15 protein-coding genes are annotated in these 22390 nt (G+C 46.7%); 11 read left to right on the forward strand and 4 right to left on the reverse strand.

Annotated features, from left to right (window positions below; translation table 11 throughout):
- Positions 1 to 76: 76 nt before the first annotated feature.
- Positions 77 to 1975, forward strand: coding sequence for an acetate--CoA ligase (gene acs / locus ACESLU_RS02980; RefSeq protein ID WP_372634907.1), 1899 nt, complete (start codon positions 77 to 79; stop codon positions 1973 to 1975).
- 263 nt (positions 1976 to 2238) lie between these two features.
- On the opposite strand, the gene ACESLU_RS02985 is transcribed toward acs, so the two are convergent.
- Positions 2239 to 2610 (reverse strand): hypothetical protein, encoded by a 372-nt coding sequence (locus ACESLU_RS02985; protein ID WP_372634909.1) that lies wholly within the window; start codon positions 2608 to 2610, stop codon positions 2239 to 2241.
- A gap of 76 nt (positions 2611 to 2686) precedes the next feature.
- Positions 2687 to 3901, reverse strand: a complete 1215-nt coding sequence (locus tag ACESLU_RS02990) for an alanine dehydrogenase (RefSeq protein WP_372634911.1) — start codon at positions 3899 to 3901, stop codon at positions 2687 to 2689.
- A gap of 365 nt (positions 3902 to 4266) precedes the next feature.
- On the opposite strand from ACESLU_RS02990, the gene rsmA reads away from it, so the two are divergent.
- The 4 genes from rsmA (at position 4267) to ACESLU_RS03010 (ending at position 7687) form a co-directional block, all read left to right on the forward strand.
- Positions 4267 to 5043, forward strand: coding sequence for a 16S rRNA (adenine(1518)-N(6)/adenine(1519)-N(6))-dimethyltransferase RsmA (gene rsmA / locus ACESLU_RS02995; protein WP_372634914.1), 777 nt, complete (start codon positions 4267 to 4269; stop codon positions 5041 to 5043).
- 256 nt (positions 5044 to 5299) lie between these two features.
- Complete coding sequence (gene groES, locus ACESLU_RS03000; protein ID WP_073059527.1) at positions 5300 to 5593, forward strand: co-chaperone GroES; 294 nt, start codon at positions 5300 to 5302, stop codon at positions 5591 to 5593.
- A gap of 60 nt (positions 5594 to 5653) precedes the next feature.
- Positions 5654 to 7345 carry a chaperonin GroEL gene (groL, locus tag ACESLU_RS03005; RefSeq protein ID WP_372634918.1) on the forward strand — a complete coding sequence of 564 codons (1692 nt, stop codon included), beginning with the start codon at positions 5654 to 5656 and terminating at the stop codon, positions 7343 to 7345.
- 120 nt (positions 7346 to 7465) lie between these two features.
- A complete protein-coding gene (locus tag ACESLU_RS03010; RefSeq protein WP_372634920.1) occupies positions 7466 to 7687 on the forward strand; it encodes a hypothetical protein in 222 nt (73 codons plus the stop codon).
- A 207-nt stretch (positions 7688 to 7894) separates the two neighbouring features.
- Here the strand turns inward: ACESLU_RS03010 and ACESLU_RS03015 are convergent, their stop codons facing one another.
- Complete coding sequence (locus ACESLU_RS03015) at positions 7895 to 8779, reverse strand: lytic murein transglycosylase (RefSeq protein ID WP_372634923.1); 885 nt, start codon at positions 8777 to 8779, stop codon at positions 7895 to 7897.
- Positions 8780 to 9038: 259 nt separating this feature from the next.
- Positions 9039 to 10553, reverse strand: a complete 1515-nt coding sequence (locus tag ACESLU_RS03020; protein WP_372634926.1) for a sodium-dependent transporter — start codon at positions 10551 to 10553, stop codon at positions 9039 to 9041.
- A 143-nt stretch (positions 10554 to 10696) separates the two neighbouring features.
- Between ACESLU_RS03020 and ACESLU_RS03025 the strand changes: the two genes are divergently transcribed.
- The 6 genes from ACESLU_RS03025 to ACESLU_RS03050 all read left to right on the forward strand — a co-directional run bounded on the left by ACESLU_RS03025 (position 10697) and on the right by ACESLU_RS03050 (position 22362).
- The gene (locus ACESLU_RS03025; RefSeq protein WP_372634929.1) at positions 10697 to 13024 is read left to right on the forward strand and encodes an alpha/beta hydrolase family protein; all 2328 of its coding nucleotides are present in this window, start codon (positions 10697 to 10699) and stop codon (positions 13022 to 13024) included.
- 263 nt (positions 13025 to 13287) lie between these two features.
- The gene (locus tag ACESLU_RS03030; RefSeq protein ID WP_372634931.1) at positions 13288 to 13857 is read left to right on the forward strand and encodes an RNA polymerase sigma factor; all 570 of its coding nucleotides are present in this window, start codon (positions 13288 to 13290) and stop codon (positions 13855 to 13857) included.
- A gap of 833 nt (positions 13858 to 14690) precedes the next feature.
- Entirely contained in the window at positions 14691 to 17912 is a 3222-nt protein-coding gene (locus ACESLU_RS03035; protein WP_372634934.1) for a SusC/RagA family TonB-linked outer membrane protein, read from the forward strand.
- A 53-nt stretch (positions 17913 to 17965) separates the two neighbouring features.
- The gene (locus ACESLU_RS03040) at positions 17966 to 19759 is read left to right on the forward strand and encodes a RagB/SusD family nutrient uptake outer membrane protein (protein ID WP_372634937.1); all 1794 of its coding nucleotides are present in this window, start codon (positions 17966 to 17968) and stop codon (positions 19757 to 19759) included.
- Positions 19760 to 19952: 193 nt separating this feature from the next.
- A complete protein-coding gene (locus ACESLU_RS03045) occupies positions 19953 to 21131 on the forward strand; it encodes an alpha/beta hydrolase family protein (RefSeq protein ID WP_372634939.1) in 1179 nt (392 codons plus the stop codon).
- A gap of 175 nt (positions 21132 to 21306) precedes the next feature.
- Positions 21307 to 22362, forward strand: coding sequence for an alpha/beta hydrolase (locus ACESLU_RS03050; protein ID WP_372634942.1), 1056 nt, complete (start codon positions 21307 to 21309; stop codon positions 22360 to 22362).
- Positions 22363 to 22390: the final 28 nt, after the last annotated feature.

Genomic DNA, 22390 nt, shown 5'->3' on the forward strand with positions numbered 1-22390 from the left:
CTTGATTGTGTCTCTAAATTTTGTAACATGGATTTATGAACACGGATTACTTTCAATTTAAATTTGTTTTATTGTTATGTGGCTGAATATCGATTCGTTTGAAGAGTACAAGGAAGTGTATGAACACAGTGTAAAAAATCCGGAGGAGTTTTGGGATCATGAAGCCGGGACATTTTATTGGCGAAAGCGATGGGACAAGACGCACAGCGGCAGTTTTAAAGATGGAGATATAAAATGGTTTGAAGGCGGCAAGCTGAATATTACCGAAAACTGTCTCGACCGTCACCTTAATACGATCGGCCATAAAACAGCTTTTATTTTTGAACCCAATCATCCGGATTCTTTTCGCCGTACTATTACCTACCGGCAGCTGCATGAGGATGTTTGCCGTTTTGCAAATGTGCTGGAATCGAAAGGTATTGAAAAGGGCGATCGCGTAGCCATCTATATGGCCATGACGCCCGAACTGATGATTGCAGCCCTGGCCTGCGCCCGCATCGGAGCAGTTCATTCCATTGTATTTGCTGGATTTTCGGCCCAGTCGCTTGCAGAACGTATACAGGATTGCGACGCCAAAATGCTGATCACCAATGATGGACTGCGGCGCGGCGAAAAACATGTGCCCCTCAAGGACATTTCTGACGAAGCGCTGGAAGATTGTCCCTCGGTGAATAAAGTTATTGTATGTCAGCGTACCAATCGTGACATAGATTGGGTGGAAGGCCGGGACGAATGGTGGCATTTGTTGATTCGGAATGCTTCCAAAGAACATGAGGCGGTTGAGATGGATGCGGAAGACCCGCTGTTTATTCTCTATACCTCCGGCTCTACCGGTAAACCCAAGGGACAGGTACACACCTGTGGCGGGTATATGGTGTATACCAGTTATACCTTCCGGAATGTATTTCAGGTTGAAGAAGAAGATATTTACTGGTGTACTGCCGACGCCGGATGGATCACCGGGCACTCTTATATCCTGTACGGACCCCTGCTGAATGGTGCCTCGAGCATTATTTTCGAGGGAACCCCAACCTATCCCGATCCGGGGCGGCTTTGGGAGGTCTGTGATAAATATAACGTGACCCATTTTTATACCTCGCCGACCGCCATTCGCGCCCTGATGAAAGAAGACATTGAGTATGTTAATAAATATGACCTCAGTTCGCTCAAGGTCCTTGGCAGTGTGGGCGAGCCGATTAACGAAGAGGCCTGGCACTGGTATCATGATCATATCGGGAACGGACAGTGCCCGATCGTGGATACCTGGTGGCAAACCGAAACGGGAGGCATTATGATTTCCCCGTTAGCGGGCGTCACGCCGACCAAACCGGGCTTTGCGACCCTCCCGCTGCCGGGCATCCAACCGGCCCTGATGGATAAGAACGGAAAAGAGATCGAAGGCAACGGCGTTCAGGGTAATCTGGTCATCAAGTTCCCGTGGCCGGGAGTAACGCGGGGCATTTGGGGCAATCAGGAACGCTACAGAGAAACTTATTTCGAAGATTACCCGGGTTTCTATTTTACCGGCGATGGCTGCCGCCGCGATGAAGACGGCTATTATCGCATTACCGGCCGGGTGGATGACGTGCTGAATGTTTCTGGTCACCGTTTGGGGACTGCTGAAATTGAGAATGCCATCGACGAGCATCCGAAAGTGGTAGAGGCGGCGATTGTGGGTTATCCCCATGACGTCAAGGGGGAAGGAATCTTTGCCTTTATGACCTGCGATGATGGTGTTTCGAAACCGGAAACGTTTAAGAAGGAAATTCATGATCTGGTTTCAAAGATAATCAGTCCCATTGCCAAGCCCGATAAAATTCAGATCGTAGAGGGACTGCCGAAGACGAGATCCGGAAAAATAATGCGTCGCATATTGCGAAATGTTGCAGCCGGTGAAACCGATGACATGGGCGATGTTTCCACCTTGCTGGATCCCACCGTTGTCGACGAAATCATTGCCGGTAAAGCTTATTAATTAATAGCAAGAAGTAATTAAAAAGATAAAGTTACCAGGCACATCATTCTGTTGGTGTGCCTGTTTCTATTTCGTCTGTTTTTTTTATTTCTCTTCCCGAAAGATCGGCGCTTTAGCTGCGAAAAAGTTCCATTCTATTTATAAGATTCTTCACATCTTCAATCATAAATCATTAATCCTTCGAAGAAATCTATTGACCCAAAAGGAATCGCAGCTCACTGGCAAAAAGCAGAAGGAGAAATTGCTGGTGCGACAGATTTTCGTTAGACCTGAAGTGCAAATCCTATCGCAAATAGTATAAGGCTTACAACCAGCAGCATAAGCCGAAATCTCGTTCGTATCATCATTGGGTAAAACAGCAGGCCGTAGGTAAGGGGGGTTTCGGTAAGCCATTCGTAGTAGTGGTGCCGGTGGACGCTACCCAAAGCCATTGTCACGTGTCCATGAAGAATGGTAATCATAAAAGGAATCGCAAAAAAGGCAGCACCGGGATAGGCAAGAAAATCCTCAATACCCGTAAACCGGGCTATGTAGATATAAGGCCAGGTAAAGAGTAAAAGCAGGGGGATGCAGAGCAACGAATTAATCAGATGGATACGTTTGAAATTTTTAAGATTGAGCTCTTGGTGTTTCATTATGTGGGTAGTAGATGAGTAGGCGGTTGCCGGTTATCTGTACTACGATAAAAACGCATGAAATATTACAATACCATTAAATTTGGCTGGCTATCAGCATCTCAATGCTACGATAAGGCATATCAAACAGCTCGGCGAGTGATTTTTTGGTAAGATGCTTCTTATATACGTAGGTACCATTTCGCAGAGCGATGTTATTCCACAGGCACTCTTTGATGTCTCCGGCATCGCCGATGTCGAGCAGATAAGGTACGATTACATTGTTGAGGGCATAGGTGGCGGTTCGGGCCACATTGGAGGGGATATTGGGCACACAGTAGTGAATGACCTCATGCGCCGAAAATATCGGATCGGAATGGGTGGTGGTACGGCTTGTGGCAACGCACCCGCCCTGGTCAATAACCGTGTCTACGATAACACTGCCCGGTTTCATATTCATGACCATGGGCTCGGTAACCATGCAGGGAGCCCGGTCGCCTTCCTGCTCGGTTGCGCCAATGACCACATCAGCATATGCCAGCGCGGAGGATATGTATTGATAATTGGCCGTAGCCGTAATAATTCGTCGATCAAGGGCATTTTCGAGATGTCGAAGCCGGGCCAGGTCATTATCCATAACAAACACCTGGGCCCCGTATCCCAGGGCCGTTCGCGCAGCATACTCGGCTGTAATGCCCGCCCCCAAAATAACAACAGTCGCCGGCGGAATCCCCGAAATACCACCCAGCATGATACCCTGTCCCCCTTCGCCCTTCTCGAGATAATGTGCGCCGATTTGAACGGCCATGGAACCGGTTATTTCATGCATCATGCGCACGATGGGGAATTCTTTGTCTTCTCCCCTGATAAATTCAAAACCGATGGCGGTAATGGCCCGGTCAATAAGGGTTTCTATGAACGGCTCTTTGGCATTTCCAAGGTGAAGCGCCGAAATGAGGATATGATCAGCTTCCAGCAGTTCTAACTCCTCTTCCGTAGGAGGGGCAACTTTGACAATCATTTCTGACTCCTGGTAGACCTCGTCAATGCCATATGCGATGTTGGCCCCGGCATCGGCGTATTCCTGGTCCGCAAAATTGGCTTCGGATCCGGCCTCTTTCTCCACGAAGATTTCATGTCCGTTCGCCTTGAGTATGGAGACCCCGTCGGGGGTAAGGCATATACGTCGTTCATCGTTGGAAACCTCCTTCGGGAGCCCTATCTTAAGCGATATGTTGGATTCAGACGTCATAAGTTGTTTTTCCAGCGTCTGTATACCAATCTGTTCGGTTTCGAGTGGTTTTATATCCATAAAAAAATGTTTTCAGAACCTGATTTCTGACAATTTAAATGACAGAGCTGCAGTAAGCAAAAAAGACAATGAAAAATGAAAAATTAAGTAATTTTGATATACCATAACTTCAACTGATTGGTAGAAGCATACTTACTTTCTTGTCTCTTCGCTGAACACGCTGAATTCGTTAAGAACGAATACAAGATAAGAACCTTCCTATTGTACTTTTTTAAACAGCTGATAAGTTCCGCATACGTGTATTCAGAAATATGATGGCAGGAGGGAATGGGGTTCCAGATTAATCGAAAGTATGTGGAACAGATATAAAATAAAAGTCCAGAACAGGGATTTTTCATTTATAATTTTTCATCATTCATTTTACCATGAGTATCAGACCTAAAAAAAGTTTAGGACAGCATTTTTTAACGGATGAAAATATCATAGAAAAAATTGCAGATGCCATTCCCGCTGAAGCCGGCGAACGGGTTATTGAAATTGGTCCGGGCACCGGTGCACTTACCGGCGCTTTAGTCAGGCGTTTTGATGATCTTCTGGCTGTTGAACTTGACGAGCGGGCCATAGAACTTTTGCACAGGAAGTTCGAGGGACTTGAGATCCGGCACGCCAATGTATTGGATGTGGACTGGGGGGAACTATCCGCTGGCAAATCCAAAACGCATGTGGTAGGGAATCTGCCTTATTATATTACCAGCCAGATTTTATTTTCGCTGCTTGCCCAAAGGCACCATCTTTCAGATGCCGTCCTGATGATGCAAAAAGAAGTAGCCGAACGGCTTGTATCCGATATCCGTACCAAAGCTTACGGCATCCTCAGCGTTCAAACACAGCTGATGAGCAGCCCGGAAATACTGTTTCCCGTTTCCCGCCAGTGTTTTAGTCCCCGGCCCAATGTCGACAGCGCCATGGTGAAGTTGACCTTTGACAAGGGCCGGCTGAACTGTAGCGATCAGCATTTAAAAACAGTGGTGCGTACGGCCTTTAACCAGCGGCGCAAAAAACTGAGTAACGCCCTTAAGCCCATTATTTCCAAAGACCAGCTGCCCCCTGCCTTTGATTTTGACAAGCGGGCTGAGGCCTGGCCTCCTTCAGAGTATGAAAAGTTGACAGCACATTTCGAAAAAAATGGCATTTTGACCTGAAATTTCGACTAATCTCTTTTCATCTAATTGGGCTGAGTTGTATGATTATGGTCTCAAGCGGGCTTTGATCTGTTTAAATAGCTATTTGATATTTTATCCAGTTTTTCCGCATAGTTTGGTACGGTCCTTGCTCACCTATATATCTTAACAAAGTAATTTGCTTTGTACGATATTGAAATATTTTTACAGCATCATTATGCTGATGTCGATGAATTTCAACTTCAACTAATAACCTTAAATTGTAGGAGTCATAATTATGGCTAAATCTAAAATCAAACCGTTAAGCGATCGCGTTTTGGTTCAGCCAGAACCTGCCGAAGAAAAAACCAGTTCCGGAATTATTATCCCTGATACGGCTAAAGAAAAGCCCCAGGAAGGAACGGTTGTTGCTGCAGGTCCAGGCAAAGTAGAAAACGGAACCAAGATTGACATGTCGGTAAAAGAAGGCGACAAAGTGCTCTATGGAAAATACTCGGGCACGGAAATCACGCTGGATGGAGATGAATATCTTATAATGCGTGAAGCTGATATTCTTGGAATCGTTTCCTAAGCATCTCATCTTATTTTTAGAACAAACTAATTACAAACACTTAAAAATTAATAGACAACTATGTCAGCAAAATTAGTTCATTATGATATGGAGGCACGCGATGCACTAAAGCGTGGCGTTGACAAGCTTGCAAATGCTGTCAAGGTCACCTTGGGTCCGCGTGGACGAAACGTAGTAATTGAGAAATCCTTCGGTTCACCGACCGTTACCAAAGACGGTGTCACAGTGGCCAAAGAGATTGAGCTGTCCAACAGGCGAGAAAACATGGGTGCTCAGATGGTGAAGGAGGTAGCCTCCAAAACCAGCGACAATGCCGGTGATGGAACGACGACAGCTACCGTTCTTGCGCAATCCATCATTCAAACCGGCTTGAAGAATGTTACGGCCGGAGCCAACCCGATGGAATTGAAACGAGGTATCGACACCGCCGTTAAAGCGATTGTCGAAGAACTTCGTACCATGAGCAAGCCGGTAGGCGACAGTCTTGACAGTATCAAGCAGGTCGGCTCCATTTCGGCCAATGGTGACGAAGAGATTGGTCAGAATATTGCCGATGCGATGGAAAAGGTAGGCAAAGACGGGGTCATTACGGTTGAAGAAGCCAAAGGGACTGAAACCTATCTCGAGACGGTTGAGGGTATGCAGTTCGACCGCGGCTATCTTTCTCCTTATTTCGTAACCGATTCTGAAAATATGGTTACCGAAATGGAAGAGCCTCATATCCTGATCTTTGATGAGAAGATTAGCAATATGAAGGATCTGCTTCCGATCCTGGAAAAAGTAATTCAAACCGGCAAGCCGCTGCTGATTATCGCTGAAGATGTAGAAGGCGAAGCGCTGGCTACACTGGTTGTTAACAAGCTGCGCGGTTCGCTGAAAATTGCAGCCGTTAAAGCTCCCGGATTCGGTGACCGCCGCAAGCAGATGCTGGAAGACATCGCTATCCTGACAAACGGTACTGTTATTTCGGAAGAGCGTGGCTACAAGCTGGAAAATGCTACGCTTGACTATCTGGGTACGGCCGATCGTGTCAATATCACCAAAGATGACACGACGATTGTCGGCGGACAAGGGTCCGATGATGACATCAAAGCCCGTGTCAACCAGATTAAGGGTCAGATCGAATCTACCACCTCCGACTATGACCGCGAGAAGCTGCAGGAACGCCTTGCCAAGCTCAGCGGGGGTGTTGCCGTATTGAACATCGGTGCTGCTTCTGAAGTTGAGATGAAAGAGAAGAAAGCCCGTGTTGAAGATGCGCTACATGCTACCCGCGCTGCCGTAGAAGAAGGCATCGTAGCTGGTGGTGGCGTAGCACTTCTGCGTGCTCAGAAAGCACTGGATAGCCTGGAGGGAGAAAATCCCGATCAGGAAGTTGGGTTCGACATTGTACGCCGTGCCCTTGAGTCTCCGCTTCGTTGTATTGCCAACAATGCAGGAGCCGAAGGTTCTATCGTTGTACAGAAAGTGAAAGAAGGTAAAGATGCTTTCGGGTACAACGCTCGTACCGAAACCTATGAAGACCTGATCGAAGCCGGCGTTATCGATCCTACGAAAGTAACGCGCACTGCGCTTGAAAACGCTGCTTCCGTAGCGGGATTGATGCTGACGACCGAAGCCCTCGTCTCAGAGAAACCTTCCAAAGGTGATGATGACGATGACGGACCTGCCGGCGGCGGCGGTGGCATGCCCGGCGGAATGGGCGGCGGTGGCATGCCCGGAGGTATGGGCGGAATGGGCGGTATGATGTAAATATAGCCCCCGATCCTACGCCTCGGGTTTAGACACCCTGTAGGTATAAGATATAAGATAAAGCCTCACTTTTTCGCGATGCGGAAGAGTGGGGCTTTTTTTATTTGCCCGTCCTCCCGGATGCCTGACACGATGTCTGGTAATGTCTCGAGTATTGCAGGCAACGTAAAAGGGTTAGGCTTTTATGCCTTTTCCCAACAGGAGGGGGAGCCGGTTTGGAAACTGACCGCACCGGAAAAGCATATCCATGGATTACTGGGCAGTAAGGGCAATTACCCCACGCAGGATTTTAAACAGCTCATCATGATCACCGAAAGCGGAGTTACGAGTTACGAGCTGTGACTTGTGAGTCCGAGGTGAAAGTAGAAAATTTCGAAGCTGAAAGTTAGGTAGAGATTGGAGGCTCCTCCTTCCCTGAATTCTGGGATAGACATCCTCCAACCCAAACTCATTGATACTGCACGAGAATGTAACTAATAATCAATAATAACGGTCAAGCTAATTGAGGGATTGACAATGGCAACCAGTAACAAATAACCCGTAAATAATCTAATCTGTATCAGCGGTTGAGGCATTCAGGGTCGTTGTTTCGGTCTCGAACGCTTTGGCAAGATCCAACACGGCATCGGCATACAGCCCACTGGGGTTATAGCGCAGTACGGAGGTCCGCAGGTCGTTGGTTCGCTGTTGAAAATGGGCTAAATAATTGGCCACCGACATAATGTTATCGTCCATATTGAAAATGTCATCGCCGACAAACCATTTATTCAGGGAGTAGGGAATAAACTGCGCGAAAGACATCGCCCCGGCATAACTGGATTTCAGTTCAAACAGATCGATGTCCTTTCGTTGAGCGAAGTCCAGCAGTTCCAGCAGCTGCGCCTTCGCAAAATCGGCCCGGTAATCCACGGCGTACATCGATACGTAGGCGTTGAAAGGATTATAGCTGCCGATGTTTTCACCGAAATCCGACTCAATACCGATGATGGCGGTAATCACGTATTTCGGGATACCATACTTCTCCTGCGCTTTTTGCAGCTGATCGGCATGCTTGCGCATGAAATCCGCACCCCGCCTTTTCTTCTCATCAAAACCCAGAATCTGTTTGTACTCTTCGAGATTTATGGACTTTCGCTCTGCCGATTTCCGAAAACGATCTCCGATACCTTCATAAATTGTAAACCGTTCATCCCGGAGCAGCTCATCTATCGCGTATCCCTCGTTGCGGCAAGCTTCGAGGAGGGTAGAAAGAGCATCCTCGTACTCACTGTGTGAAGGCAGGGACAGGGTATCTGTATCAGCCTCCCAAAACGGGATGGATGGGGATATTGAAGTCTCATATTCTGTGGGATAGGTAGGGTGAGCCTGGCATAACGTTGCAGTTCCTACAAGCAACAGGCATGCTAAACACCCCTTTTGGACTATGGTATTCATTGGCTGACTTTTTTTATTTCGGGATGGTATCATAATACAAAAATTCGGGAGCAATTATAATCTGTTTCAGCTTTTAATGAGAAGAAAGCTCAGCAAAACAGTTCATTTTGCCCAGTCTCAACACTCCTGCAATTTTAAAATCCTCACTTATGGCTAATAAACTCCAGTTTAGAAAGCACTCGGGCTTTGATCTTAACCAAAATTTCTTGTCTTGTAAAAGCCTCTTAAAAAAGGCTGAACGGCCGGAAAAAATATCATTTTACCCAGAGTTGGTTTCCCGGCTGCCGGTGGTTTTGTCGGCGAGGGTCCCATTATAGAAGTAGAAGAGTGCCATAACGATGCCCCACTGCAGGGCGATGGTAGCTACCGAGAAGGCGCTGAGCGGATTATACCAGCTGTCGGGAGCGTAAGCCGTAATGCTCAGGTAGATCCACCAGGCGAGCAGTGAAATGACTTCCACCGGCACCACATACCGGATGATTATTTCCCACCATCTGCCCAGGGTGTATTTTTGTCGGCCGTTGTTGACAATGTCCGCGCGAAAGCGGTCTGGACCGAAGCGAATAATTGCAAAGGACATGAAGGCTCCGGAGACCATCAGTCCCACCGACCAAACAAAATCCTGGTTGGCGAGAATATCAAGCGAAAGGGCCGAAGGCATTCCCAGCAGGAAGCCGGACAGGCAGATAAAAACAGTGGACTTTTTGCGGGAAAATCCCATATCCACAAATACGCGGCTGGCCAGTTCAATCATTGATATAAGGGAGCTAAAGGCGGCAAAAGTTAAGCCCAGAAAAAAGAGGATCGCAAAAAGAGGTCCCCCGGCCATCTCGTTGAACAGCTGGGGCATCCATATAAACGTAAGCCCCGTCGAAGCCGGACCCGAAGTTTTCATGACCTCCAGAATTTCGCTGTTGCCCATGCTGCTGCCCAGCGTGCCGAAAACAGTGGCGAAAATCGTCATCGCCGCCAGCAGGGATACGATGTTATTGCCAATGCCGGTCTGGAAGGCGCTGATGGTGATGTCATCGCGGCTGCGCATATAGGCGCCATAGGTGAGAATGAGTCCCCACGCGGCCCCGGTATCCCAGGCGTTCTGGGTAAGGGCCTCGAGCCACAGGCGGGGTTCCGTCAGGGTAGACCAGTCGGGGGTAAACAGGTACTGCAGCCCCTGCGCGCTCCCGGAAAGCATAACGGCGCGAATCAGCGATACGACAACGACCAGCAGCAGCGAGGGAATGAGTATTTTATTGATACGTTCAATGGAAGAGATCCCCCTGACGACCACAAAACCGCCGAATCCCATCATCAGGCCGTGAAAAACCGAGGGCCAGAGCGATCCCTGGAACCCTTCCCAGACCATGTTGGCCTGCTGCATGCTACCGGGCAGGCTGGAGGTGACCGACTCCACGAGGTAGAAAAGCGCCCATCCCGCTACCACGCTGTAGTAGAACATGATGGCGGTAGCGATAAAGCCGATGAACGCTCCCATCCAGCCGTATTTTTTTCCCACCAGCTTAATGAAGGAACCAATGACTCCTTTTCTGCCGTGGCGCCCGATGCCGTATTCGGCAATAATCAGGGGAATAGAAAACAGAAACAGGCAGCAGATCCAGGCAATCAGAAAAGCCCCCGCCCCCTCTGGTCCGCCGTTTTGTGCGGCGATGCGCGGGAAGCGCCAAATATTGCCGGTTCCCACAGCAATCCCCAGCACGCTCAGGATTAGTCCAAGTTTCGAGGAAAAAAGATCAGTCCGGCCGTTACGGGAACTCATGCGGGTTAGGTTTCAGTGGATATAAATAACTCTTCTTCCGCTTAACCTATATTTATTATTTTAAAAAATCAGGTCATTATTCTATACTTGTTTTTTAACGGCTTCAGCCACAAACAAATACTTTATATTTAAAATTAGTCACTATGGGCAAGGGCATTGCTAATATTTTAATAGTTGTGGTGTTAGGGTGTGTTGGTTTTATTCATATATCCCATTCAAGTGCTCATGCACAGAGGGGGGAAGAGGACCGGCAACAATATCTGGAGCAGCTGCAGGAGGTATTGTTGCCGGACCAGCAGAGAAATGTGAATGCTTTGCCCCCGACCCCGGTCGATTCTACCTGGACGGCCTGGGTGGAGCGCACCGGGGAGCTGCCACCGGATTTTGATGAGATGCCCTCTCTGCCGTTCCTCCCGGATCCCCTGGTGCTGGATGAAGGAGACGAGCATATTCCGGTGGAGACGATCAGTCAGTGGCGGAAAAAGCGGCAATGGATCAAGGAACAGGCCCAGCGCTGGATAACCGGGACGGTCCCCCCGCCCCCTGATAATCTGACGGCGGAACTGCTTGACGAGCGCCAAATCGGAGAACTGACCGAGCAGGATCTTCTCCTCAGATTCGGACCGGACCACGAGGCGGAACTTCGCATTACCTTGCTGATCCCCCCTGGAGAGGGACCTTTTCCGGTTTTCATGTGTCCCTGGAAAGAGGACCGCTACGACTGGGTACAGGCGGCCGTCCGCCGGGGGTATATCGGCGTCAGATTTGCTGCTACGGATCCCAAATATGGACTTTCTGACGACAGTGAAGCGTATGCCGATATCTGGTGGCCGGACTATGATTTCACCACGATTATGCGCTGGGCCTGGTCTGCGTCCCGGACGATAGACTACCTGCATACTCTCCCGCACGTAAACCGCGACCAGATAGCACTTACGGGACTCTCGCGCAACGGGAAGTCCGCCCTTTGGTCAGCCGCTTATGACGACCGCATCAAAGCCGTGGTACCGATCAGCGGGGGGACGGGAGGTGAGCATCCATTTCGCTACACGTCGGCTAAATATAACAACGAATCCATCGAGCTGCTTACCCGGGTGCGACCTCACTGGCTTCATCCGAGGCTTCGCTTTTTTGTGGGACGAGAGCACAAATTGCCCGTCGACCAGAACTCGCTTATGGCCCTGGTTGCTCCCCGGGGGCTCATGTTGACCTCTTCGATCAACGAGCACGCCGCAGATCCCTGGGGCATTGAACAGGCTTACCGGTCGGCCAAGTCGGTGTATGAATTTTTGGGCGCTGAAGAGAACATAGCGATTGATCTGAGAGAAGGATTTCATGCCCCGGCGTCCAGGGATATGGAGCGATACCTGGATTTCTTCGATTACGTTTTTGAGCGAGGCAATACAGAACCACAGAATAAGCTGTATTACGATTATACCTTTTCAAAATGGCTGGGATTGTCCGGGGAGATGATCAATCCTCTGGATTACCCGTCCAAAGGGATAGATGATATTCTGGAAGGCCCGGGCCGGGAGCAGATAGACAACACCAAAGGATGGGAGAAAAAAAGAGAAGAGATCCGATCCCGCATCAGCTGGGGCCTGGGTACAGAGCCGCCTTCCCTGAGTCCGGGCCCGCAGCCGGATTACAAGCGGGATGTTCTCGGGTTGCCCGGGGTGGATGAATCCGTGGGAAGCCGTCCCATCTCCTTCGGGCGACTGTATTATCCCGCCGACGGGGAGGGCGCACCGGTGGACAATGACCTGCCGGTGATGGTGTTTCTTCACGAGTATACCTATTCTACCGGTTTTCTTCGTTCGGGTGATTTGATCAACCGGTTCACGGACCGGGGATTTGCTGTCTATGTGTTTGACCAGATCGGTTTCGGAACCCGCATAGAAGAAGGGCGGCTGTTCTATGAGCGATTTCCCCGGTGGTCCAGGATGGGACGCATGGTTGCTGATGTGCGGTGGGCTGTTGACGAGTTAGCCGCCGTGGATTATCTGGACCATGATAACCTCTTTGTCGGCGGCTATGCCCTGGGAGGCACCGTTGGTCTGTATAGTGCGGCCCTGGACGATCGCATTGCCGGCGTTATTTCCGTTGCGGGTTTTACGCCCATGCGCACCGATTACCCCGGCAAAACCGCGGAAGGAATATATCGCTATTCACATCTGCACGGACTGCTCCCCCGCCTGGGCTTTTTCGTCGGGAACGAAGACAGGATTCCCTATGACTACCACGAGATCCTCGCCTCCATTGCCCCCCGGCCGGTGTTGATTACGGCTCCGACGTGGGACCAGTACAATTCATCGGAGGATGTCACCCGGGCGGTGGATGAAGCTGCCGAGGTCTACCAGTTATTTGGAGCCGGGGGTGCCCTCCGCCTCGAAAAGCCGGAGGATTACAACAGGCTTTCTCCGGAAATGAAAGAGGATATGGTTGACTGGGCTGCGGAGATGATAGAATAAAAGAGATTGCAGCTATTGTCTATACACTGAATGGCTTGCCTGATGGACTATTGATCACTTTATTAAAATTCGCTGCATTATGTTTTTGGATTTAATTGTGAAATTTGCAATTATAAAATATAATACTTCGGGAATGGTCGAACGTATTTCCAATTTGGGTTATGAATTTTCAGGGTGACTTTTGGGCAGTCTTTTGGGATGGGAGGAGCCGTGGAAGGCAAATGTAAATTTTTCGGGCAGAATACTACAAAATGAACAGAACAATGGGGTCAGGTGATGATGGGGATAAAATACTTCTGCAAAAGCTGAAGAAAGGAGATGAAACATCTTTCAGAAGTATCTATCTGAAGTATCACAAGCGATTATTCAGGCTGGCATTCAAATACCTGCGCAGCAAGTCGCTGGCCGAAGACGCCGTCCACGAAGTGTTTGTCGCCCTGTGGAACGAACGAAAAAAACTCAGGCTATCCGGATCGCTAAGGGGTTTCTTGTTCACTGCCGTAAAAAATCATGTGTTGAATGTCATCGACAAAGACAGGCGAAGGCTGAAAAAACACATTAAACATTTCTACGAAAAGAAGACCAACCGGTTGGAAGCCGCTAATGTTATTGAGCTTTCGGAATACAGGGGACTCTATCAAGTGGCTGTTGAACAGCTTCCGGAAAAGAGGCGAGAAGTTTTTGAATTGCGTACGGAAGAGGGACTAACCAACAGGGAAGTAGCAGCTTACATGGACATCTCCGTCCACACCGTAAAATCACAGTACTATAAGGCGTCTACCTTTATAAAAGAGTATGTGCGCATGAATATAAACAGAGAGACGGGGAGTTGAAGAGTTGTTAAGTCTTTTTATACTACTTTATAGTCACTTTTTTGGAACGACACAAAAACGGAATCCAAAAAACGTTGCCGGCTGGATAAATTGCTTTCACTGCCTGCGCATTCGTTCAAAATATTTTGTCCCTCGTGTTGGCTTGACCCAAAAAGGTATGGAAAAAAGTCAAGGCCATGTGTTTTCTTTCTTGAAAGCAATGATACCCTTTCAACTATTTTCTCATTACAGTTTGTCTGTCTTATTCTGTTCGGAATTTCTTGCAAAAAAAGGAAGAAAAAAAGTAATCTCCCTTGTATCAGATCTATTTAAAAAAAAATAAATTTAGCGTAATACTTTTGCGATTGGCATCTGTAGTACTATTAGAGAAGGCATAAACCGCAAAGATTTGAGTATTAATGGATCGCAGGCTGACGTGCTAAAAGGAAAAGTGATCTGAAAAAGGGAATACCAAACATGTGGCCAGTACTCTTCTGACTCTTAACAATTTCAGCGTATTGGGGCTTTCTGAAAGATTGAGTATGCAAATGCCAAAAATCATGTAATATAGCTTGAAATTCGGCTAAAATTATTTGGGAAAGCTTGAATCTAGTTAATGGTAAGTTCAAGCACATTTTTACTCCAAAGCAATAGGCTAAAGGGTTTTTAATTAGCAGAAGCCATGAAAAAGCCGAATTGAAAGAAGTGGTAACCATGATTTTAAAAGCGAATAGTTTGAGCTAAGAATGAACAATGAGCAAATTGCCTGATTGAAGTAGATATACTCTCTTTAATATTCGGGACCAAAATAAAGGATTATTTTAGGCATCATATAATAATTAATCGGAAGGGTTATGATCAAAAATAAGGGATACGAGAAAGTCGATATGAAAAAGAAGACAATCCAGAAAGTACTTCTCTTGTTGTGTTCCGGACTTATCCTAATGGGGCAGGCAGCTTATGCTGGCCAGTTAAATTCGATTGGAGCGACGGCTTCATTATTCAATAAATCTGCCGATGAACCGCAGCAACGTGTTTCGGTTCAGCTATTGGATAAGATTCAGGAGGAGATAAGTGGTACTGTTACCGACGCTCAGTCTGGGGAGCCACTACCGGGAGTTAATATTTCGGTTGAGGGAACAACGACTGGGACTTCTACTAACACAAAGGGTGAATATAGCCTCGAAGTACCGGGACCTGAATCTGTTCTTGTGTTTTCTTTCATAGGGTATAGAACCCAGAACATAACAGTGGGAGAACAGAGGGTTATTGATGTCGTTCTGGAACGGGATCTGGGAAGACTGGATGAAGTAATCGTAGTTGGATATGGGACGCAGGAAAGACGGGATCTTACCGGATCTGTTGATCGCATAGAAGGCGAAGACTTTCAGAATCAAAGCGTGACAAATGTAACGGATATGCTGGCGGGAACTATCGCTGGATTTAACGCTAATCAGGGAACATCAGCTGCCGGAGGGAGTTCGTTGGAAATCCGGGGCCCCACATCTTTATCTGCCGGTACTGAGCCGATGGTGGTCCTGGATGGAGTAGTTTACAATGGCAGTATAAGGGATATTAACCCCAATGATATAGAAACAATCGATGTGTTAAAAGATGCAAGTTCTGCCGCGGTATATGGTGCAAGAGCTGCCTCGGGGGTAATATTGATAACTACGACCAAAGGTGATATAGGAAAGCCTACCATCGAATTCACTTCCAGGGTAGGGCGCACAGAGGTAGCCAGCCGGAATTATGGGCCCCGGGGACCCCAGGATTATATAGATTTCAGGACGGATTATTATCGGACTGTTCCGACTGATTTTCCTGAATATCACTTTATGAATCCGAATGAATTGCCAGATGGTATTACGCTCGAAGATTGGAGATCAACAGTTGGCTCTCCCAACTCAGATGATACGGTTGAGTGGTTAAATCGCCTTAATTTTTATGGTGGTGAAATTGAAAATTACCAGTCCGGAAGAACTACAGATTGGTTTAATGAAGTTATGCCACCTGGATTACGGTTTGATAACGATCTGAGTATTGCCGGAGGAACAGAAAATGCCAGATATTATTGGTCTATTAATCAAATAGATAATGAAGGCATTATACAAGGTGATAAATTTGAAACTATTCAGACCAGGTTAAACTTGGATTTTCAGGTTACAGATTGGTTAAGCGCGGGGATAAACGCGCAGTATGCTAATCGGGACGAAAGTGTAACAGAAGCCAGTTTAGGCCAAATGCTTCTGGTTACCCCGTATGGAAAAATTTATGATGAGGACGGTGATCTGGAGTGGTTCCCGGGGGGATCTGAAAATGCACAGAATCCACTCATTAATACACTGGGTCAAGATAGAAACAGGATCATTAACAGTGCGTTTAGTTCCATTTTTACTGAGTTTTTCCTACCCTATGGGATCACTCATAAGATTTCTTTTCAGCCTCGGATTCAAACAATCAGAGACTATAATTTTTGGTCGCCTGAAACTATTATTGGCGGGAGATCTTATGAAGATGGGCGGGCTACCCGGCTGGATTTTCATGAATTTGAATGGATGCTTGACAATCTGTTGACATGGGAGCAGACCTTTGGTATCCATGACGTTGATCTAACATTACTTTACACCGTTGAGGAAGGAAAGACATGGCAGACAAGCACTTCAAATAATACCTTCCGGCCGACAACTAATCTTGGATATTCCGGGATTCAATTTGGAATAAACCCATCCCTGTCGGCCCAGGATACCAAGGTGACCGGAGATGGTATGATGGCCCGATTGAACTATACGCTGTTGGATAAATACCTGCTTACGGCATCAGTTCGAAGAGATGGTTATTCTGCTTTTGGTCAAGAGAATCCGAGAGCAGTTTTTCCTGCCGTTGCTCTGGCATGGAACCTTTCGGATGAATCGTTTTTTGATGTTGATCTTATCAGTCAGTTAAAATTGAGGTTTTCCTGGGGACAAAATGGTAACCGGGATATTGGGGCTTATTCCTCTCTTGCCCAATTAAGTGCCAACCAATTCTACAATGGATCCGAAGTTGAAATGGGAGTCTCAACTTCTTCCCTGGCAAATCCAAGTTTAGCCTGGGAGGAAACAGAGTCGATAAATGTTGGTATGGACGTTGGCATATTAGATAATCGGATTAACCTGACGCTGGATTATTATGACATGACAACTACGAGCCTGTTGGTTAATCGCTCTTTGCCCTCTATTACTGGATTTGATAATGTGACAACCAATCTAGGAGAACTCGGTAACAAGGGATTCGAGGCAACCATACGTACCAGAAATATTAACTCATCGAATGTTAACTGGAGATCATCTCTTAATTTTTCTCTAAATCGTAACAATATTAAATCTCTTTACGGTGAGACAGGAACATATACGTTGGCCGGACAACAATATGAGGGGGAAGTACCGGATTTTGAAAATGAGTGGTTCCCCGGCCGTTCTATTCACGCCGTATGGGATTATGATGTTCTTGGCATGTGGCAGGAAGAGGAGGTAGAACAGGCATCTGAATACAATTTAAGAGCGGGAGACGTCAAAGCCCGTGATTTGGACGATAGTGGTACCTATGAAGCATTAGAGGATAAAAGATTTATAGGTCATACCGAACCTCGATTTCGAATAGGCCTGCAAAATGAAGTGGACTTTTTGCAAAATTTTTCTGCGTCTTTGTTTGTGCGCGCTGATCTTGGTCATATCCTTCCATTTCCTCAGGCGTTATCAGGATGGTCTACTTTTGATCGTAGAAGCACGCCTAATTATCCTTATTGGACACCTGAAAATCGTTCGGATGAATGGCCTGTCCTATCAAAGTCAACGCAGCCGTTTGGGGGAGGGATAATGCTTTATAAGCCTGCATCTTTTGTTAGGATTCAGAACTTGTCTGTTTCTTATAATTTACCTTCAGAACTTGCGCAGCGGATATTAATGCAAAGCGTACGAGTGTTCGGTTCTGCGCGAAATATATACAGTTTTGACGACTGGCCCGGATGGGATCCGGAATCAGGACATGACCCAATGCCAAGGACCTTTACCATTGGATTGAGTCTATCCATATAGTCCTTGGGTCTATATAAATTGAAAGAAATGCAATACAATAAAATATCCTCATTATGAAACGACTAATAACAAATGTGTTGGTATTCTCAATCGTGTTGATTTTTATAGGCTCATGTTCAGAGAATTTCCTCCAACCAGAACCTAAATCATTTTTTGCACCTGAAAATGTATTTCTGGACAGATCAGGACTTGAAGCTACCCTGGTTACAATGAAGAAAAATTTGCTGAGCGAACATGCTGGACAGAAAGATAACATATCCCATCAATTTCATGCTTCGGAAACGGGATCTCCTCTTTTGCAGATGGATTTTACCAACTTGACTCCCAGTACCGATCGGTATCAGCAATTTGTGAACCAGCTAAACAATATGTTCAATTATGTAAAGGATGCAAATACCGTAATAACAAGGATTGATGATATTGAATGGGAAGATGAACAAAGCAGAAACAAAGCTTTAGCTGAGGCCTTATGGCATCGGTCGTACTGGTATTATCGGATGGTTCACAATTATGGTGATTTGCCCTTTGTTTCTGAAGAAGTTCGTGGCGCAACTCTTGATTATAATACCCATAGCCGTTGGGCCATACTTGACCGTATCCAGGCGGATATGGAGTTCGCTATAGAATATCTTTCCGAAGCGAAAGGACCACATAAAATAACGCTGGGAGCTGGAAATCATCTTTTGACAAAAATATATCTTGCTAATATGGAGTGGGATTTAGCCATTGAAGCAGCAACCAGGGTTATCAATGGACCGTATTCCTTAATGACCGAGCGGTTCGGGGAAGATGCTGATGATCCAAAACGTAATTTACTATGGGATCTACACCGCCCATACAACAAAAATATTTCCGCAAACACCGAAACCATCCTCGCTACCGTTGACAGATTTGAAGCGCCCGAGGAGGCACGAACTGCCGGTAGTTATTCCATGCGAATATACACCGCTTCCTGGTGGCATTCCAATAATAGAGATAGTGAGGGTAATGTAGCTTTTGTACGGGGAGGAGCGATGCATGACACTTTGGGAAATGGGAATCCTGATCATGCAGCAAGTGATTGGCATATGTATGACATCTGGGAAGAGGATGGTTACCATTGGAGCAATACCCCCGATCTGCGTCGGGCTGATATCAACTGGATTGATAAGCATGAGATAACAATAAACAATCCGGATTCCCCTGATTTTGGTGATCCCATGAAAGGGGAGTGGATGGCAAATCCATCGGATAGCGTGTATACGCTCTTTGCATGGCCTTTCTACAAGGTTTATTCACCAGAGCAAAATCCGGCGTCTTTACCAAATGGTGGTCATGCTGACTGGTATATATATCGTTTGGCTGAAACGTATCTTTTAAGGGCCGAAGCATACTATTGGAAGGGGAATATACAGGCAGCTGCTGATGATATTAATATGATAAGAGAACGTGCAAATGCCCCATTAATTTCAGCTGGTGATGTGGACATTGATTATATATTTGATGAACGGGCTCGAGAGCTGTATGCCGAAGAACCAAGGCAAAACGAATTAAACAGAGTCTCCCATATTATGGCTGCTCAAGGGATGAATGGATATAGTCCGGATAATTTGCACGAAAACAATTGGTTTTATGACAGGGTTTATAATCTTAATAATCTATACCACATCAGTCCCGCACCTGTTGTTCTTGGGGAAGCACCCAACATTGAACCCCGCCATTTTCAGTGGCCCATAGATGATGGAATCATCAATTCTAATGTCTTTGGTACCGTAAACCAAAATCGCGGGTATGCCGGTGCTCAAAATAATGAACCTCCGATTGAAGAAATCCCGGAACCTGGCTACCAGACAGGACTGGCAAATTAGCCATAGACAGAGCTTTTACTCATATAGTGGTTAAAGGTTAAATCAGTTTTCGGGGATTTAAAAATAGGTGAAGACTTTATTTGGGTTATATCAGAACTAATTTTCAGTTTGACATAGGTTCTGTAGACAATTTTTGTAAAATGATGACCAGTAATCATCGTATATCTTGCTGAAATGCTAAATGAATTATGAAATGAGAGAAACAATAAATGATGTCCTTGGATCACACAAAGTGGAGGTAAAAGGTAACGGGATTAGTCGTAAACGGTTTTTAAGGTATGCAGCCGTACTGGGTGTGAGTGCTTCTGGAGTTGCCCCCGCTTGTATGCGCTACGCTACCACTGAAGATGGACAGGAGGAAACAAGGCTGGATCGTGAAAATCTGCTGATTTATCGTGATGAAAAAGGAGAAATCCGTCCTGTTCAGGCCCTTAGCGATTGGCTTCAGCGCAAAGAGAGTATCTTGAGCGCCATGCAAACAGTGATGGGACCATTCCCCGGGAAGAAGCAGCGTGTCCCCCTGGATCCCAGTATTAATTGGGAAGTTGATGAAGGCTCGTATATCATACGCTACATCTCCTATTCGGCTGATGCAGGGGAACGGGTTCCCGCCTACCTGCTTATACCGAAAGAGGCGCTTAATTCTGATACTCGATTTCCAGCACTTCTCAGCCCTCTCGGTACAGGACAAAGTCAGGTAACATTTGGAGAGGATACTCTTGAAAAGAAGAAGTTTCCCGTCTGGGATGACTATAGAGACTGGCCCCGGGAATTGGTTCAGCAGGGATATGTGATACTTGTGCCCTCTTACCCCATTCTCGGGGCTTATAATCCCCATCTTGATGAACTTGGTTATCAAAGTGGTACTATGAAAGCTATCTGGAATAATGTTTGTGCACTTGATCTTCTGGATCAGCTCCCGTTTGTGCGCAGTGGAGAATATGGCTCAATCGGGCACTCGCTTGGTGGACACAACTCTATTTTTACTGCCGTATTTGAAGAACGGATCAAGGTTGTCGTTTCAAGTTGTGGTTTCGATTCATTTGTTGACTATATGGACGGGGATATTAGCGGCTGGTCCCAGGAACGATATATGCCGAACATAGAAAATTATGCGCTTGAGGAAATACCTTTTGATTTTCATGAGATGATTGCAGCATTGGCTCCACGTGTTTGTTTTGTTAATGCTCCCCTTCAGGATAGTAATTTTAAATGGAAGAGCGCGGCGACTATCGTTGAATCGGCTATGCAAATTTATGAACTCTATGATGTTCCCGAACGGTTGCAGATAGCGCATCCCGACGCCGAGCATGCTTTTCCAAAGAAGGAGCGTATGCAGGCCTACCAACTTTTTGACCAGTATCTGGTTTAAATCGAATAGAAGTTAAGACAGGTCTTTGCTGGGTTTACTCGTTCTTACGGTAAGATCTAAATTAACTACTATGTCTGCCTCCTCATAACTCCCTAAATAACGACATATGTATAGATATCATCGTAAAGCAGTATTATTCCTGGTGCCGCTAATTACATTTTGCATAGTCAGTTGCATGAAATCTTCTGAATCAATGGACTCTTTTCAGTTTCGTGATGCCAGCGGTGAGGAACAGCGTATCACCAATATGGCTCAGTGGGAGCAAGAACGCTGGCAAATTCTACGGGGCATGGAAGACGTGATGGGGGAATTGCCCCCGCGAACCGGGCTGCCTTCCTTGAATATCCAAGTGTCTGATACCCTGGAAACGGACCGTTATTATAGGTTGACCATACGGTTTACTGCGGCGGAAGGGGAAATTGTACCGGCCTACTTGTACCTTCCTTTTCGGAAAAGCATATCCGGTAAACACCCTGCCATGCTTGTGTTGCATGGGACCGGTGATGGCGGAAAAAGACTGGTTGATGGGGAAAGTCCACGGGCTAATCGGGCCCAGGCGAAAGAACTGGCCGAGAGAGGATATATTGTTATCGCCCCTGATTACCCGAGTATGGGTGAATTGCGAGATTATGATTTCAGCAGTGATCGGTACGAGTCTGGCACCATGAAGGGGATCTTTAATCATATGCGCAGCGTTGATGTGCTACAGGCCAGAGAGGATGTCGATCCGGAGAGAATAGGCGTACTGGGACACTCACTTGGGGGACACAACGCTATGTTTGTCGCCGCTTTTGACCCGCGGTTAAAAGTTGTGGTCTCTAGTTGTGGGTGGACGCAAATGGATTATTATGACATTGGACAGGTGGCCCATGAAGAGTACGGAGGACGATTAGGACCTTTTGCGCAAGATCGATATATGCCCCTGTTCCGTGATAAATATGGATTGGATGGTGACAAGATACCCTTTGATTTCCACGAAATTATTGCGGCCCTTGCTCCCCGCCCTTTTTTCTCTAATTCCCCGGTCAATGACGGTAATTTTGACGTAGAAGGCGTAAAAAAAGGAATTGAAGCCTCGGTGGAAGTTTACCGCTTTTTAGATGCGGAGGATAACCTGCAGGTTCGCTATCCGGAGGCGGAACATGATTTCCCGACAGAGGTCAGATTGGAGGCCTATCAATTTATCGATCAGAAGCTTGACCACACCCCCAGTGATCATGAGATTGAATAATCTTTTTTACGAAACTCAATAGGGTTTA

The organism is Fodinibius sp. (genome assembly GCF_041642155.1).
In the GTDB taxonomy this organism is placed as follows: Bacteria; Bacteroidota; Rhodothermia; order Balneolales; family Balneolaceae; genus Fodinibius.

What these genes read in the sequence shown, in the direction of transcription:
- acs (WP_372634907.1), top strand. Translation starts at nt 77, where the DNA reads ATGTGGCTGAATATCGATTCGTTTGAAGAGTACAAGGAAGTGTATGAA.
- ACESLU_RS02985 (WP_372634909.1), bottom strand. Translation starts at nt 2,610, where the DNA reads ATGAAACACCAAGAGCTCAATCTTAAAAATTTCAAACGTATCCATCTG.
- ACESLU_RS02990 (WP_372634911.1), bottom strand. Translation starts at nt 3,901, where the DNA reads ATGGATATAAAACCACTCGAAACCGAACAGATTGGTATACAGACGCTG.
- rsmA (WP_372634914.1), top strand. Translation starts at nt 4,267, where the DNA reads ATGAGTATCAGACCTAAAAAAAGTTTAGGACAGCATTTTTTAACGGAT.
- groES (WP_073059527.1), top strand. Translation starts at nt 5,300, where the DNA reads ATGGCTAAATCTAAAATCAAACCGTTAAGCGATCGCGTTTTGGTTCAG.
- groL (WP_372634918.1), top strand. Translation starts at nt 5,654, where the DNA reads ATGTCAGCAAAATTAGTTCATTATGATATGGAGGCACGCGATGCACTA.
- ACESLU_RS03010 (WP_372634920.1), top strand. Translation starts at nt 7,466, where the DNA reads ATGCCTGACACGATGTCTGGTAATGTCTCGAGTATTGCAGGCAACGTA.
- ACESLU_RS03015 (WP_372634923.1), bottom strand. Translation starts at nt 8,779, where the DNA reads ATGAATACCATAGTCCAAAAGGGGTGTTTAGCATGCCTGTTGCTTGTA.
- ACESLU_RS03020 (WP_372634926.1), bottom strand. Translation starts at nt 10,553, where the DNA reads ATGAGTTCCCGTAACGGCCGGACTGATCTTTTTTCCTCGAAACTTGGA.
- ACESLU_RS03025 (WP_372634929.1), top strand. Translation starts at nt 10,697, where the DNA reads ATGGGCAAGGGCATTGCTAATATTTTAATAGTTGTGGTGTTAGGGTGT.
- ACESLU_RS03030 (WP_372634931.1), top strand. Translation starts at nt 13,288, where the DNA reads ATGGGGTCAGGTGATGATGGGGATAAAATACTTCTGCAAAAGCTGAAG.
- ACESLU_RS03035 (WP_372634934.1), top strand. Translation starts at nt 14,691, where the DNA reads ATGATCAAAAATAAGGGATACGAGAAAGTCGATATGAAAAAGAAGACA.
- ACESLU_RS03040 (WP_372634937.1), top strand. Translation starts at nt 17,966, where the DNA reads ATGAAACGACTAATAACAAATGTGTTGGTATTCTCAATCGTGTTGATT.
- ACESLU_RS03045 (WP_372634939.1), top strand. Translation starts at nt 19,953, where the DNA reads ATGAGAGAAACAATAAATGATGTCCTTGGATCACACAAAGTGGAGGTA.
- ACESLU_RS03050 (WP_372634942.1), top strand. Translation starts at nt 21,307, where the DNA reads ATGAAATCTTCTGAATCAATGGACTCTTTTCAGTTTCGTGATGCCAGC.